Annotated in this window: 13 protein-coding genes; 10 read left to right on the forward strand and 3 right to left on the reverse strand. The window is 44.6% G+C overall.

Annotated elements, in window-relative coordinates; genetic code table 11:
* Positions 1-85 precede the first annotated feature (85 nt).
* The 6 genes from PSF27_RS11330 to PSF27_RS11355 all read left to right on the forward strand — a co-directional run bounded on the left by PSF27_RS11330 (position 86) and on the right by PSF27_RS11355 (position 7,153).
* The gene (locus PSF27_RS11330) at positions 86-1,078 is read left to right on the forward strand and encodes a substrate-binding domain-containing protein (protein WP_206083796.1); all 993 of its coding nucleotides are present in this window, start codon (positions 86-88) and stop codon (positions 1,076-1,078) included.
* Positions 1,079-1,235: 157 nt separating this feature from the next.
* A complete protein-coding gene (locus PSF27_RS11335) occupies positions 1,236-2,753 on the forward strand; it encodes a sugar ABC transporter ATP-binding protein (protein WP_206083401.1) in 1,518 nt (505 codons plus the stop codon).
* On the forward strand, positions 2,746-3,735 hold the full coding sequence (locus PSF27_RS11340; protein ID WP_206083400.1) for an ABC transporter permease: 990 nt from the start codon (positions 2,746-2,748) through the stop codon (positions 3,733-3,735). The genes PSF27_RS11335 and PSF27_RS11340 overlap by 8 nt, the downstream gene beginning before the upstream one ends.
* 13 nt (positions 3,736-3,748) lie before the next feature.
* Positions 3,749-4,783, forward strand: coding sequence for an ABC transporter permease (locus PSF27_RS11345; protein ID WP_206083399.1), 1,035 nt, complete (start codon positions 3,749-3,751; stop codon positions 4,781-4,783).
* Between the two features lie 19 nt (positions 4,784-4,802).
* The gene (locus tag PSF27_RS11350; RefSeq protein ID WP_206083398.1) at positions 4,803-5,666 is read left to right on the forward strand and encodes an L-ribulose-5-phosphate 3-epimerase; all 864 of its coding nucleotides are present in this window, start codon (positions 4,803-4,805) and stop codon (positions 5,664-5,666) included.
* Positions 5,667-5,677: 11 nt separating this feature from the next.
* Complete coding sequence (locus tag PSF27_RS11355) at positions 5,678-7,153, forward strand: FGGY-family carbohydrate kinase (protein ID WP_272681472.1); 1,476 nt, start codon at positions 5,678-5,680, stop codon at positions 7,151-7,153.
* A 58-nt stretch (positions 7,154-7,211) separates the two neighbouring features.
* Here the strand turns inward: PSF27_RS11355 and PSF27_RS11360 are convergent, their stop codons facing one another.
* Positions 7,212-8,555: a phosphoethanolamine transferase gene (locus tag PSF27_RS11360; protein WP_272539341.1), complete on the reverse strand. Its 1,344-nt coding sequence runs from the start codon at positions 8,553-8,555 to the stop codon at positions 7,212-7,214.
* 514 nt (positions 8,556-9,069) lie between these two features.
* On the opposite strand from PSF27_RS11360, the gene PSF27_RS11365 reads away from it, so the two are divergent.
* The 4 genes from PSF27_RS11365 to PSF27_RS11380 are packed head-to-tail and all read left to right on the forward strand — an operon-like array spanning position 9,070 to position 13,096.
* Positions 9,070-9,822: a sugar phosphate isomerase/epimerase family protein gene (locus PSF27_RS11365; protein WP_272681473.1), complete on the forward strand. Its 753-nt coding sequence runs from the start codon at positions 9,070-9,072 to the stop codon at positions 9,820-9,822.
* A gap of 3 nt (positions 9,823-9,825) precedes the next feature.
* Positions 9,826-10,809 carry a sugar kinase gene (locus tag PSF27_RS11370; RefSeq protein WP_272681474.1) on the forward strand — a complete coding sequence of 328 codons (984 nt, stop codon included), beginning with the start codon at positions 9,826-9,828 and terminating at the stop codon, positions 10,807-10,809.
* A gap of 13 nt (positions 10,810-10,822) precedes the next feature.
* On the forward strand, positions 10,823-12,103 hold the full coding sequence (locus PSF27_RS11375; RefSeq protein WP_272681475.1) for an MFS transporter: 1,281 nt from the start codon (positions 10,823-10,825) through the stop codon (positions 12,101-12,103).
* A 12-nt stretch (positions 12,104-12,115) separates the two neighbouring features.
* Positions 12,116-13,096: an NAD(P)-dependent oxidoreductase gene (locus tag PSF27_RS11380; protein WP_272681476.1), complete on the forward strand. Its 981-nt coding sequence runs from the start codon at positions 12,116-12,118 to the stop codon at positions 13,094-13,096.
* 49 nt (positions 13,097-13,145) lie between these two features.
* On the opposite strand, the gene PSF27_RS11385 is transcribed toward PSF27_RS11380, so the two are convergent.
* Positions 13,146-14,168: a LacI family DNA-binding transcriptional regulator gene (locus PSF27_RS11385; RefSeq protein WP_272539344.1), complete on the reverse strand. Its 1,023-nt coding sequence runs from the start codon at positions 14,166-14,168 to the stop codon at positions 13,146-13,148.
* An 80-nt stretch (positions 14,169-14,248) separates the two neighbouring features.
* Positions 14,249-15,202: a DNA-binding transcriptional regulator DsdC gene (gene dsdC, locus PSF27_RS11390; RefSeq protein WP_272681477.1), complete on the reverse strand. Its 954-nt coding sequence runs from the start codon at positions 15,200-15,202 to the stop codon at positions 14,249-14,251.
* Between the last annotated feature and the right edge of the window lie 181 nt (positions 15,203-15,383).

Here is a 15,383-nt window from a genome sequence, read left to right on the forward strand (position 1 = left end):
CCTAAATTCGATAATAACATTGACCCTACGTTGATGAGATAGCCGATTTTAGTATCCATCTACACTAAGGAATACAACTATGAACATGAAGAAGCTAGTTTTACCTTGTTTAATGAGCGTTGCACTGTTTTCAAATGTTGCGATGGCTGAATCTCAAAAAGCACAAAAACCCTTTACCATGGGCGTTGTGGTGAAAGTCGGTGGTATTCCTTGGTTTAACGTGATGGAACAAGGGATCACAGAAGAAGGTAAAAAACTCGGTGTGAATGCATTCCAAGTTGGTCCAACAACCGCTGATCCTGCAGAACAAGTTCGTGCAATCGAAGATTTAATCGCAAAAAAAGTGGATGTTATCGGTGTCGTGCCAAATGATGCAAAAGTGCTTGAGCCTGTACTGAAACGTGCACAAGAAGCGGGTATCAAAGTTATCACCCACGAATCACCAAACCAAACGAACGCAGACTGGGACTTCGAATTACTCGACACCCAAAGTATGGGCGCTAACCATATGAGAGATATGGCTGCCTGTATGGGTGAAGAAGGTAAATACGCCATGTTTGTCGGTAGCTTAACCGTTCCTCTGGTAAATGAGTGGGCAGATGCGGCCATCGCTTACCAAAAAGCCAACTACCCAAAAATGCAAATGGTCGATGACCGTTTCGGCGTAGCTGAATCCGTTGATGACTCAATGCGTACCGCTAATGACCTGTTATCCAAACATAAAGACCTAAAAGGCATTATGTCATTCGGTTCACAAGGCCCTATCGGTGCGGGTCGTGCTATCGATAAACGCCGTAAAAATGCTGAAACATGCGTATTCGGTACTTTCACCCCAGGCCAAGGCATCAAATTACTGGAAAAAGGCGCAATTGATGGCGGTTATATTTCCAATCCAAAAGTGGCAGGGCAAGTTTTCGTTCAAGTTGCGACCGCAATGATGAATGGCGAAGCGATCAAAGATGGCGTTTCAATCGGGGATATGGGTGAAATTAAAGTCAGTGGCAACACAATTTTAAGCGATAACCCAGTTAACCTGAATATTGAGAATACCAAAAAACTGGTTGAAGTCGGCCTGTAATTACCCTCTATAAAATGTCATATAAAACAAAAAAATAAGATTTACCCAGATTTTAAATTTTCTGTTTTCAAATCGTTCGAGTTGCCACCAATAGCGTGGCAGCTTGAATGATGAAGAACAAGCCAACACCAATTTATTTGCAGTAGGAATTGTACTTATGACAACCACCTCAAAAGCTGACAAATCCGATCCACTCATTACCTTGCGCGACCTTTCAAAAAGCTTTGGCGGCCACCGCGCGCTACGCAATATCGATTTGACGCTCAACAAAGGTGAAGTGCACTGCTTAGCGGGCACGAATGGGTGTGGGAAGAGCACACTGATCAAAACCATTAGTGGTGTCTATGCCCCTGATGACGGTAGCAAAATTGAGATAGACGGCAAAAGCTACAACCGTCTTACCCCAGACAAAGCCCGTGAATTGGGCGTGCAAGTTATCTACCAAGATTTATCGTTATTTCCGAACTTAACCGTTGCGGAAAATATTGCATTTGAACTGAATCTCAAAGGCTATTTTGGTTGGTTTCGTCAAAAACAACTGCGCGAAAAAGCATTAGAGATCTTAAACGAACTCGCTTTTACCATTAATCCAGACACGCCCGTGCAGTTTTTACCCATCGCCCAGCGCCAGCAAGTCGCAATTTGCCGTGCATTAGTCGCAGACGCACGTCTGGTGATTATGGATGAGCCAACAGCTTCCTTAACCCGTACCGAAGTAAACCAGCTTTTATCTACAGTTAACTATTTAAAAAATAAAGGTATTACGGTCGTATTTGTTAGCCACCGTTTGGAAGAAGTGAAAGAAATTTCAGACCGCATTACGGTTATCCGTGATGGGCAAAAAATTGGCACATGGCCAGCAGAAGGCCTCACTACCCGTAAAATCACTGAACTCATGACGGGCTTAGACATCGTCCATGAGCGTAAGCCACCAAATAATGCCGAAGACCGCCGTTCCGTGTTAGAGCTGAAAAACTTAAGCCGTGCGGGGCAATATAGCGATGTTTCACTGAACTTAAAACGCGGTGAAGTACTGGGTTTATGTGGTTTGTTAGGTTCTGGTCGTACTGAGCTCGCCTTATCGCTATTTGGGATCACCCATCCCGATAGCGGTGAAATGAAAATTGAAGGCAAGCCAGTTAAGTTAAAAAACAATACCGATGCGATTAAACACGGCATTGGTTATGTCTCTGAAGACCGCCTGACATTAGGTGCGATTTTGCAACAATCCATCGCGGACAATATGGTGATTTCGATTCTGGATCGCCTTAAAACCCCACTGCATTTAATCGATGAAAAACAGTGCCAAGAAATTGTGCAAGAGTGGATCGCCGACTTAGACATCAAAGTCACTGACCCCAATAACGCCCTTTCGACGTTATCGGGCGGTAACCAACAAAAAGTGGTACTGGCGAAATGGATTTTAACGCGCCCTAAAGTGTTAATTTTAGATTCACCAACCGTTGGGGTCGATATTGGTGCAAAAGACAGTATTTACAAGCTAATCCACCGCTTATCAGGTGTGGGGATTTCCATTTTATTAATTACCGATGAAGCCTCCGAAGCTTATTACAACTGTGACCGAATTCTACATATGAAACAAGGTTCTATCGTTAAAGAGATTGTGACGGATTCCATCAATGAGCAGCAATTGGAGGAAATCATCAATGGCTAATTGGCAAAAACTTCGTCCCCAATCTGTCGAAGGTTGGTTAACGTGGGTCATCCTAATTATGGTGATTTTCTTTACCACCATGAGCCCGCAATTTCTGACGATCCAAAACTTACTCGACCTCAGTGAAAGCTATGCGGTTACAGGCATCTTTGCATTAGGGTTATTTGTTGTCTTAGTCACCGGCGGGATTGATATTTCCTTCGCTGCCGTGGCTTCTGTGGTGCAGTACGTCATAGCGACATGGCTACTTCAAGGCTTTATTGCCAGCCCAGCATTAAGCATTACGCTGGCGATTATCATCGGGATCACTTTTGGCTTAATCAACGCGATTTTAATTTACTCGCTGAATGTGGTGTCGATCATTATCACCATCAGTATGCAATCACTGCTATTTGGTATGTTGATGTGGCTAACTAACGGGCACAGCATTTATGACCTGCCTGATTGGTGGGTTGATCCTGTGACCATCTTACCTTTCGAGGTAGACGGGGAATATTACCAAATTGGCTTGCCACTCGTTGTTATGTTGGGGATCGCCTGTTTAACCTGGATTTTAATGAACAAAACCCACATTGGTCGCCAACTGTATGCAGTGGGGGGTAGTCAAGAATCAGCATCTCGCATCGGGATTCGGGTATGGGTAATTTACCTGTTTGCATACGGTTATCTTGGTGCAATGGCGGCCATTGGCGGCATGTTACAAACCTACCGTATGAGCGAAGTCGTGCCAAGTGCTCTCGTGGGAGGTGAGTTAGATGTACTCGCGGCAGCCGTGTTAGGGGGAGCAAGTTTATCTGGTGGGCGCGGAAGCGTTATTGGTACGCTGATGGGGGTATTCCTCATCGGTATCTTGAAAAACGGCCTTAACCTGATTGGTGTCTCAAACTACTTCGTCAATATCGTCATCGGTATGGTTATTCTCATTGCGATTTGTATTACCCACTATAAGAAACGCAAAGAGACGGACGTAGGTTTTGTTTAACAGGAATATCACCATGAAAAAACAAGCTTTTTTTAAAATTGATGGCTCTGTTATCGGACTGCTTTCAATCTTTGTACTGGCTATCGCGGCCTTCAGTATCGCGATGCCAGGGCACTTTTTCACTCAAAATACATTTTTGAGTATTACCTTCCAGCTCCCTGAGTTGGGGTTACTGACATTTGCCATGTTCGTGCCTATGTTAAGCGGCGGCTTGAACCTTGCGATCATCAGTACTGCCAACTTAACTGGGTTGTTTATGGCATGGGTATTTATCAACTATCTCCCCGTCGATGCAGGTACGGGCACGCAGATTATGTGGCTCGTGATAGCTTTAGTGGGCGCCACAGTGATCGCCGTGATTATCGGTAGCTTAACGGGGTTAATGATTTCCCATATCGGTGCCCACCCTATCCTCGTGACTTTAGGGACAATGACCATCATCAGCGGTATTGGCGTATACCTGACCAAAGGTGCGGCGCTCAGTGGGATGCCACCGATTGTACGCGCTATCGGTTCTGATACCGTCTTTGGTGTACCGATTGCCATGATTATCTTTATTGTCACCGCTGTTTTATTGGCGCTGTTCTTAGGCTGTACCCGCTTGGGTAAAAACATCTACATGAGCGGCAGCAATATTAACGCAACGTGGTTCAGTGGCATTCGAACTGACCGTGTGATGATAGCGATTTACACCATTTCGAGCCTGCTGTGTGTGCTGGCAGGGCTGATTATGATGGCGCGCTTTAACTCGGCGCGTATGGGATACGGTGACTCTTATTTATTACTGACCATCCTTGCTATCGTATTAGGCGGAACCAACCCATTCGGGGGAGTTGGTAAGGTGAGCCGTGTGTTCTGTGCACTCTTGGTTTTGCAGGTGATTGCTACAGGTTTAAGCCTGCTCGGTATCAGCTTGCACTTTAACCTTGCGGTTTGGGGTATCACCTTAATCTTGGCGTTAGCGTTCAAATTCTTTAAAGAAAAATGGAGCGCCAAACGTGCGATGACCCGTAACCAAAAACTCAATAAAGCATCGTCACAAAGTTAAATTTTTCAGGGAGATTATTATGCGCAAGCATCCGATTGGAATTTATGAAAAAGCCTTACCGAAAAACAGCAGCTGGTTAGAAAAGTTAGCCATAGCCAAAGCCGCGGGATTTGATTTTGTTGAAATGTCGGTGGATGAAACTGACGAGCGCCTTGCCCGATTAGACTGGAGCCAAGCAGAGCGCTTAGCACTCGTCAAAGCCATGCAAGACACTGGCGTTCGCATCCCAAGTATGTGTTTATCTGGTCATCGTCGCTTCCCATTTGGTAGCCATGATGAAGCCACGCGCTTGACGGCATATACCTTAATGGAAAAAGCCATCAAACTGGCTCAAGACTTAGGTATCCGCACTATCCAGTTGGCTGGCTACGATGTCTACTATGAAGAGCAAGATGCCCAAACCATTGCAAATTTTGAAAAAGGGATGCAATGGGTCAGTGAAATCGCAGCCGCTTCCCAAGTAATGTGTGCGGTGGAAATCATGGATACACCATTTATGAATTCCATTAGCAAATGGCAAGCATTATCCGACAAAATTCGCTCACCATGGTTCAGCGTTTACCCAGATGTCGGCAACCTGACTGCTTGGGGTAATGATGTAGAGCAAGAATTCACAAAAGGTATTGAACATGTCGCGGCTATTCATTTAAAAGATACTTATGCTGTCACTGACACCTGTAAAGGGCAATTTCGCGATGTGCCATTTGGTGAAGGTTGTGTCGACTTTGTCAGTTTATTCAAACTGTTAAAACGTCTAAATTACCGTGGTACTTTCTTAATTGAAATGTGGACGGAAAAAGCCGATGAGCCACTAGTCGAAATTATTAAAGCGCGTCAGTGGATGGAAGATAAAATGCAGCAAGCGGGTTGGAACAACGCGTAAAGGAGCCCAAAATGAGCACATTTTTTATGGGTGTTGACCTCGGTGGGACAGTCATTAAAGCGGGGATCTACACGCCTGAAGGCCAAGAAATTACTGTTGCTGAACACCCGTTTCCCACCGAAAGCCCTGAGGCGGGCTTCAGCGAACGGAATATGAACGAACTATGGCAAGCTTCTTGCCATGTTATCCGCGATGCCATCAAAAACAGCCGATTAAATGCATCCCAAATATCTGGCGTCAGTTTTTCCTCACACGGTAAAGGCCTGTACTTATTAGATAAACAGGGTAAACCTGTTCGCAAAGGGATTGTGTCCTCGGACTCACGCGCCCAAGCCATTGTCGATAAATGGCATCAAAATGGCACCGCAGACAACGCTTATCCGCTGAGTTTGCAGCAGCTGTGGGCTTCACACCCTGTCGCATTACTGCGTTGGTTAAAAGAAAACGAGCCCGATAACTACTGCGATACGGGCCATATTTTGATGGTACACGACTATATTCGGTACCGCCTAACTGAACAAATTGCGTGTGAAGAAACCAATATTTCAGGTAGCCAGCTGTTTAACCAAATCCAATCGGGTTATGACCCTAAACTTTGCCAACTTTTCGGCATTGATGAGGTGAATGATAAGCTCGCCCCTGTTATCAATTCCGCAGAGCTTGCGGGGACAGTTACTCGCCAAGCGGCTGAAGAATCAGGCCTTATGGAAGGAACGCCTGTATTTGGCGGCTTCTTTGATGTCGTTGGCGCAGCATTAGCATCGGGTGTCAGTCAAAAAGACAAACTCAGCGCAGTTGCAGGAACATGGACAATTTCCACTCGTGTTTTCGACGAAATTGTTCCCTCAGACTACCCGTATGTTTGGAGCAAATACTGTATTCCAGGCACCTATTTTGTCCATGAGGGCAGCCCAACGTCAGCCAGTAATTTGGCATGGTTTACTCGCAATTTCTTCAACCAACGGTTGCAAGATTATGACGTGCTAAACCATTGCGTTGCCGAAGGGGCAACACGGAAAAACGATATTTTGTTCTTTCCCTGGCTGTACGGTTCGAACTACCACAGTAACCTACATGGCGGCTTATTAGGGTTGAGCTCACACCACACCGACGCGGACATTGTTTACGCTATTTACCAAGGCATCGTGTTCTCGCATTTACTGCACCAAGACCGCATTGTTGGCCTTGATAATGCCACTGAATCCATCCGTTTCACGGGTGGGCCAACACAATCACCACTGTGGATGCAGATGTTCTGTGATGCCAGTAATTTGCCGCTAGATGTTGTGAACGTGCAACAATCTGGCTGCCAAGCTGCGGCATTGTGTGCTGCGGTAGGGAGTGGGTATTATTCAGGTTTTGATGAGGCGATTGCCGCGAGTACGCCCAGAATCACCACTTACCAACCTAATGCGCTAGGTCACCAGCAATTACGTGATAAATTCACGCGTTTTAAAGCGGTCGCGGATGCATTAAGTCGTCATTAAATACACGAAAATCATAAAGGCAGCGCTGATATTAAGCCCTGCCTTTATTTTTGTTCAATTAATCCGCAACAACTTTTGTGTTAACCGTTGCAGGGGAAAGCACGGTATCCTGCGGTAAGCTGTCATATTTCACAAACTCATCTCGTGGGAAAACAAACACATCGATATCTTTTTCTGGTGTGATAGTGTCCGCGACAATACTTTTTGCTGGTGATGTCAGGTTCGTTTCAACCCCTAACCAAGACGCAAAGTAATCAAACAAATTCCACTCACTTAACGTTTCATCACGGAATTCACGTTGTGTATCGTCCGAATTCATCACCACTAGCGGAATTTGATACGCCCCTTTCACCAATTGTCCGTGGCGTAGATACAAGTTGCCCTCTTTAATGAAGCCTTTATATTCTGCCTCCAAAGCCGCAACATGCTGCTTATTCGCTTTCACTAAACCTTGCCCATGGTCAGCAAAATACAGGATGGAGAATGGGTTTTCACCATTTTTATTGTTTTCTTGCAAAATGTTATACACGTCACCAATAAAATCATCACTGAGTTTTATCCCTGAGACATAACAATTCACCAGACTGCCCCACCCTGTATCAAACTGCTCAGGATTGATGTTGTAGTTCTCTTTGATAAGCCCACATGCGCCTTTTGGCCAGCCATCATGATGTGGCCCCCACATATGCACAAAAATCACTTTTTCTTTGTCTGACGGGTTATTTAATGCAGCCTTAAAGGCGGGCAGCATTTTGAAGTCGTTAGTGAGTTTATTCACACTATCGTCAACCGTAAATTTCTCTTGTACAAACAAGTTTTCAAACCCAGCTTTACTGTCCCTTACGGGTAAAAAATAATTGGCTTTTAAAAAGTAGTTCGTAAAACCGATTTCATCGTCCCCAAAACTACCGTTATTACCAATATAGTAGGTTTCATAGCCCGCTTGGTTGGCAAGGTCAACAATGGAATTATTGTTGTAATATGGCTTTTCGTGGTGCTCAGTAATAGTGCTGAGATCATTTTTGGCTAATGCACGAGTCAGCGTTGGTACAGTATTCGACGCAGCGCTGATAAAGTGGTTAAAAAAACGACCATTTACTGAAGACAGAAACGGCGTGTTTTCCAATGGATAGCCATAGGTGTGCATATAGTTTTTATTGGTACTTTCCCCGATGATGACAACCTTTATCTTGTATTTGTCCGCATTTTTCTTGGTAATTTGAATATCTGTTTTGGTATTCACGCCATAACAAAGATCGGCGTTGGATTTTGCTGCTTGTATGAGTTCAGGCGTACATGCTTTGGTATACACTCCTGCATTTTCGGTGGTGTTCGCCTGCGCCCATGAAACTGTGGTCAGTAACAGCGTGCTGTAGAATGCGGTGGTATTGATTAATTTCATCTCCAGATCCTTCATTTTTATCGTTTATTTTTTCTATACTGATGGAGCAAACCGATAAAATTTTTTTGCATGGCTTTTCGCATAACTTTTTCCATAGCTTTTTGTCATAACAGCATGCACCAAAATTTCATCACTCAGTCAATATATTGAAATAATATTTCATTGAAAGCGTTAGGTTAAGAAATTGGGATACAAGTACCAATAAAAAATATCTAAAATGGAGAGAAAAATACCTTGTTTGTGTTATCACGACCTTTACTCAGCTTTTAATTTCTTTATTAAACAAATAATTACTGAGTTATAGCTGCCTTCCTATTCGGCATTTTTTTCACTTGCATTCATTACATTAAGAGTTGTGATGGAGATCGGTAATTCAGCGTTTACCAAGCCTGGATTAGTGATATAGCTCTTATTTTCCATTTTCCTCGCTAGAAACCAAAATGGAACCGATTCCATAATAAGTTATTAGCAATGGCAATGGGGTTTGTCCCCTCCAAGAAGACAGAGGAAAGTCATGAGCAAAGAGATTATTGTCGTTACCGCCGCCTACGGCGCACAAACCGTAAAACAGCTGGGGGGTCAACAGGCTTTATTTGATGTTATTCAAGGGGCAAACGCTGATGGTGTCGAGATCCGTCAAGAGTTATTGCTCCCCAACGATAACCTTGATGATATCGCTAATGGGCTGCAAACAAGGCAACTCAGCGCGGTCTATTCTGTGCCAGATACCTTATTTCAGCACCATTTACCGATTGAAATCACAAAACTACAGCGTTATTTCGACGATGCAAAAAAGTTGAATGCCTGTTTCCTTAAACTCTCGTTAGGTGACCTGCCAGAACAGTACGATTTAACGGACGTTATCAACCTGCTCAAACATTATTCCACCCAGCTAGTTATCGAAAATGACCAAACAGAGGTCGGTGGTCATATTGCCCCACTCAGACGCTTTTTTAAGGATGTCGTGGCACAAAATATGCCAATCAAAATGGCATTCGATATGGCCAATTGGCACTGGCTCGGTGAAAACCCTGTCGTTGCCGCACAACACTTTGCCCCTTTGGTCGCCTACATCCACGTAAAAGCCAGCCAGTTACGTGCAGATAATAAACGCGTTGCTGTTGCCCTTGATGATAGCAACGGATCATGGAAAGCCGTCTTAAAATTACTACCTAACAACGTTCCCCGCGGGATTGAATTCCCTCTTGAGGGTGATGACCTACGCGCGGAAACTGAACACTATGTTTCTCTGTTAAAGGAGATTTAATTCATGAAAAATCAATTAGATGTTGTAACCCTTGGCGAAGCCATGATGATGTTTGTGGCGATAAATACTGGTGAGCTCCATGAAGTTGAAAGCTTTGTTCGCCGTGCTGCGGGAGCAGAACTGAATGTGGCGATAGGTCTTTCTCGTATCGGCTTAAAAAGCGGCTGGGTAAGTCGCCTAGGCAATGATTCTTTTGGGCGCTTTATCCAAAGTACACTAGATAAAGAACATGTTGATCATCAATGTGTTAAATTCGATGAAAATTACCCAACGGGCTTTCAGCTTAAATCTAAAGCTGAAAATGGAACCGATCCCAAAGTGGAGTATTTCCGTAAAGGTTCAGCAGCAAGTCATTTAGACCTCACTGATTTCAATGAAGATTATTTTTCCTCTGCACGCCACTTACATTTAAGCGGCGTCGCCGCAGCGCTTTCTGCCACCAGTTACCAATTATCACTCTATGCTGCGAAATGGATGCGAAATGTAGGAAAAACATTATCTTTTGACCCTAACTTGCGCCCATCGTTATGGCGCAGTGAAAATGAAATGGTGGCGCAATTAAACCAGTTAGCCTTTCACGCCAATTGGGTCTTGCCAGGTTTAAAAGAGGGGAAAATCCTCACAGGTTTTGACCAACCCGAATCCATTGCCGATTTTTACCTCTCGCAAGGGGTAGAAGCCGTTGTCATCAAAACAGGTGAGCAAGGCGCTTATTATAAAACATCAAATAACCAGCAAGGTATCGTCCCTGCTTACTTAGTCAAAAATGTGGTGGATACCGTTGGCGCTGGCGATGGCTTTGCCGTTGGGGTTATTAGCGCGCTTCTCGAAGGGTTATCTTTACCTCAAGCCGTCGAAAGAGGAAACTTTATCGGTGCAAGGGCTATCCAAGTGATTGGTGATAGTGAAGGCTTACCGACGAAAGCGCAGTTACAGCAAGAAATAATGGCATTTTCCCCCTCAACCACCGCAGATGCTGCGTGCTAAGAAGGAATAGATTATGACAACCAGAGCTCCTGCGATGTCACGTTGGTGGCGCATTATGCCAATCGTGTTTATCACCTACAGCCTTGCCTACCTCGACCGCGCTAACTATAGCTTTGCCGCTGCCGCAGGGATCAACGCCGACCTAGGGATTACCAAAGGGATGTCCTCCCTGCTTGGTTCTCTATTTTTCTTGGGGTACTTTTTCTTCCAAATCCCTGGGGCTATCTACGCGGAGAAACGCAGCGTCAGAAAACTGATTTTTGCCTGTATTTTCCTGTGGGGTATGTTTGCCAGCTTGACAGGGATGGTCAGCAATATCCCCATGTTGGTGATTATCCGTTTCAGCTTAGGTGTGGTCGAAGCCGCGGTCATGCCAGCCATGCTTATCTACATCAGTAACTGGTTCACTCAATCCGAACGCTCACGAGCGAATACCTTTTTAATTTTAGGTAATCCCGTAACAGTATTATGGATGTCAGTGTTATCGGGTTACTTAATCCAAGCTTTTGGTTGGCGTGAAATGTTCATCATTGAAGGTGTTCCCGCGGTTTTATGGGCATTTTTCTGGTGGCGAACTGCACGTGATAAACCAAGCCAAGTTAATTGGTTAAGCCAACAAGAAAAAGACGATTTAGACAAAATCCTCAGTGATGAACAAAAAAATATTAAACCTGTACGCAATTACCGCGAGGCGTTCAAATCACGCAATGTTGTGCTGCTGTGCGCACAATATTTCTGCTGGAGTATCGGGGTTTATGGCTTTGTGTTATGGCTACCTTCGATTATTCGCGGTGCATCAAACTTAGGCATGGTAGAAACAGGCTGGCTCTCTGCGGTGCCATATCTTGCCGCCACGTTGGCGATGATTTTGGTATCATGGGCTTCAGACCGTATGCATAACCGTAAATTATTTGTCTGGCCAATGCTCTTAATCGGCGCAGTGTGCTTTCTTGGTTCTTACATGCTAGGCAATTCAAATTTCTGGTTATCTTATACATTACTGGTGATTGCGGGTGCCGCCATGTACGCACCTTATGGCCCATTTTTTGCGATTATCCCTGAAATGTTACCGAAAAACGTGGCTGGGGGCGCAATGGCGCTGATCAACAGCATGGGGGCCTTGGGGTCATTCTTTGGCTCATGGTTTGTCGGTTACCTCAATGGTGCCACAGGAAGCCCAAGTGCTTCCTATATGTTTATGGGTCTAGCATTATTAGCCTCAGTGTTCTTTACGCTAATTGTGAAACCCAACCAAGAACCGAACAACAGTTCCGCTATCGCCAAACACGCTTAATAAGGGGCAACCATGAAAAAGAATGTTATTTTGTATAAAACGATCCCCAATACGCAACTTGCACGCTTACAGCAGCAATTTAATGTTACTGTTTTTGATGAAGTGACAGAAGAAAACAGAGCGAGTTTCCAGCAAGCATTAAGTACCGCAGAGGGTATTATTGGCGCAAGCTACCCGATTACGGCAAAAGAGCTAGCCCTTGCGCCACACTTAAAAGCAGCATCAACCATTTCAGTTGGTGTTGACCAGTTTGACATTGACGCTATGAATGCTCGTAAAATCCCCTTAATGCACACCCCCAATGTGCTCACTGAAACCACCGCAGACACTATTTTCACCTTAGTACTTTGCAGTGCCCGCCGCATTATTGAAATGGCGGAAATGGTGAAAAATGGTCAATGGACAAAAAGCATTGGCGAAAGTGATTACGGCAGTAACGTGAATGGCAAAACCATCGGTATTTTAGGTATGGGTCGTATTGGTTATGCCGTGGCAAAGCGCGCAAATGCAGGCTTTGGCATGCCTGTTCTCTATTACAGCAACCATGCACATGCAGAGGCTGAGACAAAACTGAATGCCCGACGCTGTGATTTAGATACGCTACTGAAAGAGTCTGACTTTGTTTGCGTGGTAGTCCCATTATTGCCATCCACGGAAAAACTGATCGGTAAAACCGAGCTGGCGAAAATGAAACCTAGCGCATTTTTGATCAATGGTTCTCGCGGGAAGATTATTGATGAAACGGCGCTGATTGCAGCCTTAGAAAATGGCACGATACGCGGTGCGGGCTTGGATGTGTTTGAGGTAGAGCCACTACCAACAGATTCTAAACTGCTCACATTACCGAATGTGGTTGCCCTGCCCCACATCGGTTCTGCCACCCATGAAACGCGCTATGCGATGGTCGAATGTGCAGTCGATAACCTCATTGCCGCACTAAACGGTGACCTTAGCGAAAATTGCGCCAATATAAGCGCGATACAAGCACGCTAGTTTCTATCGATAACACAAAGAGGCGCTCCCCTATTTGTGTTATCCTGCCTTACAATGTGGTTGAATTCCTCACCACTAACTCACCATGGAACAGATATTGTGTTGGAGCTTTTTCGGGATTTTCCAGCTTTTCTAATAAACACTCAACCGCTTTGTGGCCCATTTCGGCTGTAGGCTGTGAAACAGAGGTGATCCCTTGCCCAGCAAAGGCCGCCCATTCGAGGTTATCAAAACTGAGAAAGCCAATATCTGCCCCCCAACGTAACCCTTGTTGGTTCATCACATAGGCAAGCTGCAAGGTTAACACACCATTTGCCGCCACAATCGCTTTACGCATACCACGGTGCGAGGCGCAAAAGTTGGCAACGATGGAATCTAATTGCGCTGGGTCTGGTAAGGTGATTTGGTGAAACTCGCCTTTCACTTGCCCTTGCTGGTTTAGCAAGCGTTGGAAAGTTTGCAGGCGCTCTTTACGCGCGCTGTTATATTCAATGGGTTCGGTCACAAAGCAAATTGCCTCGAAACCTTGTTCTATCAAGTGGTTAAATGCCATCTCAGCAGATGCAGGGTTATCTAAGCCGACCATATCACATGGGAAATCCTCGATTTTTCTATCGAGTAAAACAAAAGGCAATGTGGTTTGTTTTAGCACATCAATAAATTGTGCGTTTACCCCCGCTGAATTAATAATTAACCCATCAACACGGTAGCCTTTTAATAACTGAATAAATTGGCATTCCAGCTCAATGCTATTGTTTGCATTGCACACCACCGTCATAAACCCTTGCTTGATGGACTCTGACTCGACCCCTTTGAGCACCTCCACCGAGAATGGATTTCCGATATCGGCAATAATCAACCCTATCAACCCTGTACGACCATGCTTTAAGCTACGCGCCATTTGGTTTGGGCGATAATTCAATTCTTGGATTGCTGCTTCAATACGTTGGCGCATGTTATCCGACAGCAAATGTAATTCACCGTTTAAATAACGTGAAATACTGGTTTTCCCTGCCTGTGCTTTGGCAGCCACATCTTTAATTGTTGCTACTTTTTGAATTTTCGGTGCCATCGCGCGCGTTTTTTCCATGTGATGAAAAGAAAGGCTAATGCCTTATCTTACTCGAATTAACAGCAATTTTCTTGCCATATTCATCTAACTTGCTGTTTTAGCCACTGAATAAAAATATCTGCTTTGGGGTTACGTTTTTCATTTAACATCGCAAAATAGTGGCGTTGTTGACACTTGAGTGCAATGTCACCAAAAGGCATCACTAGCTCTTGGCGCTTAATGCGCTTTTCAACCAACTGCTTGCGTCCCATTGCCACGCCCGCATGGTTCATGGCTGCTACAATCGCCAAGTCTGATCGGTCAAAACACAGGTTCCGACGGTGAGGAAATAACGATAACTGGTAGTGTTCGCTCCACGCTTTCCATTCATCATAATCGGAGTTACTGCTCCAAGCCTGCCTGTCATGCAACAAAGTACAGTTTTTGAGTTGATGAAAATTGTCCATCAAATCATGCTGTTTGGCATATTGTGGGCTGCATACAGGCACAATGGATTCAGGCATTAAATCTTCGCAATACAAGTTAGGCCGCGTAATATCATCGTAATAAATCGCCACATCAATACCATAACCACGAAAATTAACGTCATCATTCCCCGTTAATAAATTGAGCTGAATTGACGGGTATTGGTTAGTAAAGTCAGCAATTTTAGGGATAAGCCAACACTGGGCAATAGAAGGCCGTGAATACACGGTCAATTCCCCTGAAATCTCTTGGTTTTTAATATCCAGAATTTCTTGGTTGATATCATCCAAGTTTTTGCGCAGTGCCCAATAAATCCGCTCGCCGTCCGCGGTTAGCTCAATACGCCGATGAAAACGCTCAAATAACTTAAAGCCTAATTCCTCTTCAAGGGTATTAATTCGGTGGCTCACTGCACTAGGCGTTAGCGCCAATTCTTGTGATGCAAGGGCAAAAGAACAATGACGAGCCGCCGCTTCAAAAGTGTGTAAACGGGAAAGCTGATGGCTTGACAGCCGCTTATGCCATTGAATAAAACCCGATTGCTCAAAGGGATTAAGATTAGGTGACATCGAACCTCCTCGGTCAGTTCTGCATTTTTCCAGAATAGCGCGTTTAACATGAATTATTATGATGCAAATCGGTAAATCACCCTTTTTTATGACCAATATCACGCCATTGAGTTAATTTAATTCACCTAAGACTTAAGTTTCATCGTTTGTCACTCCTGCATATTTATTATCCAATATAGGC

This window comes from Providencia sp. PROV129 (assembly GCF_028482245.1).
GTDB lineage: Bacteria > Pseudomonadota > Gammaproteobacteria > Enterobacterales > Enterobacteriaceae > Providencia > Providencia vermicola.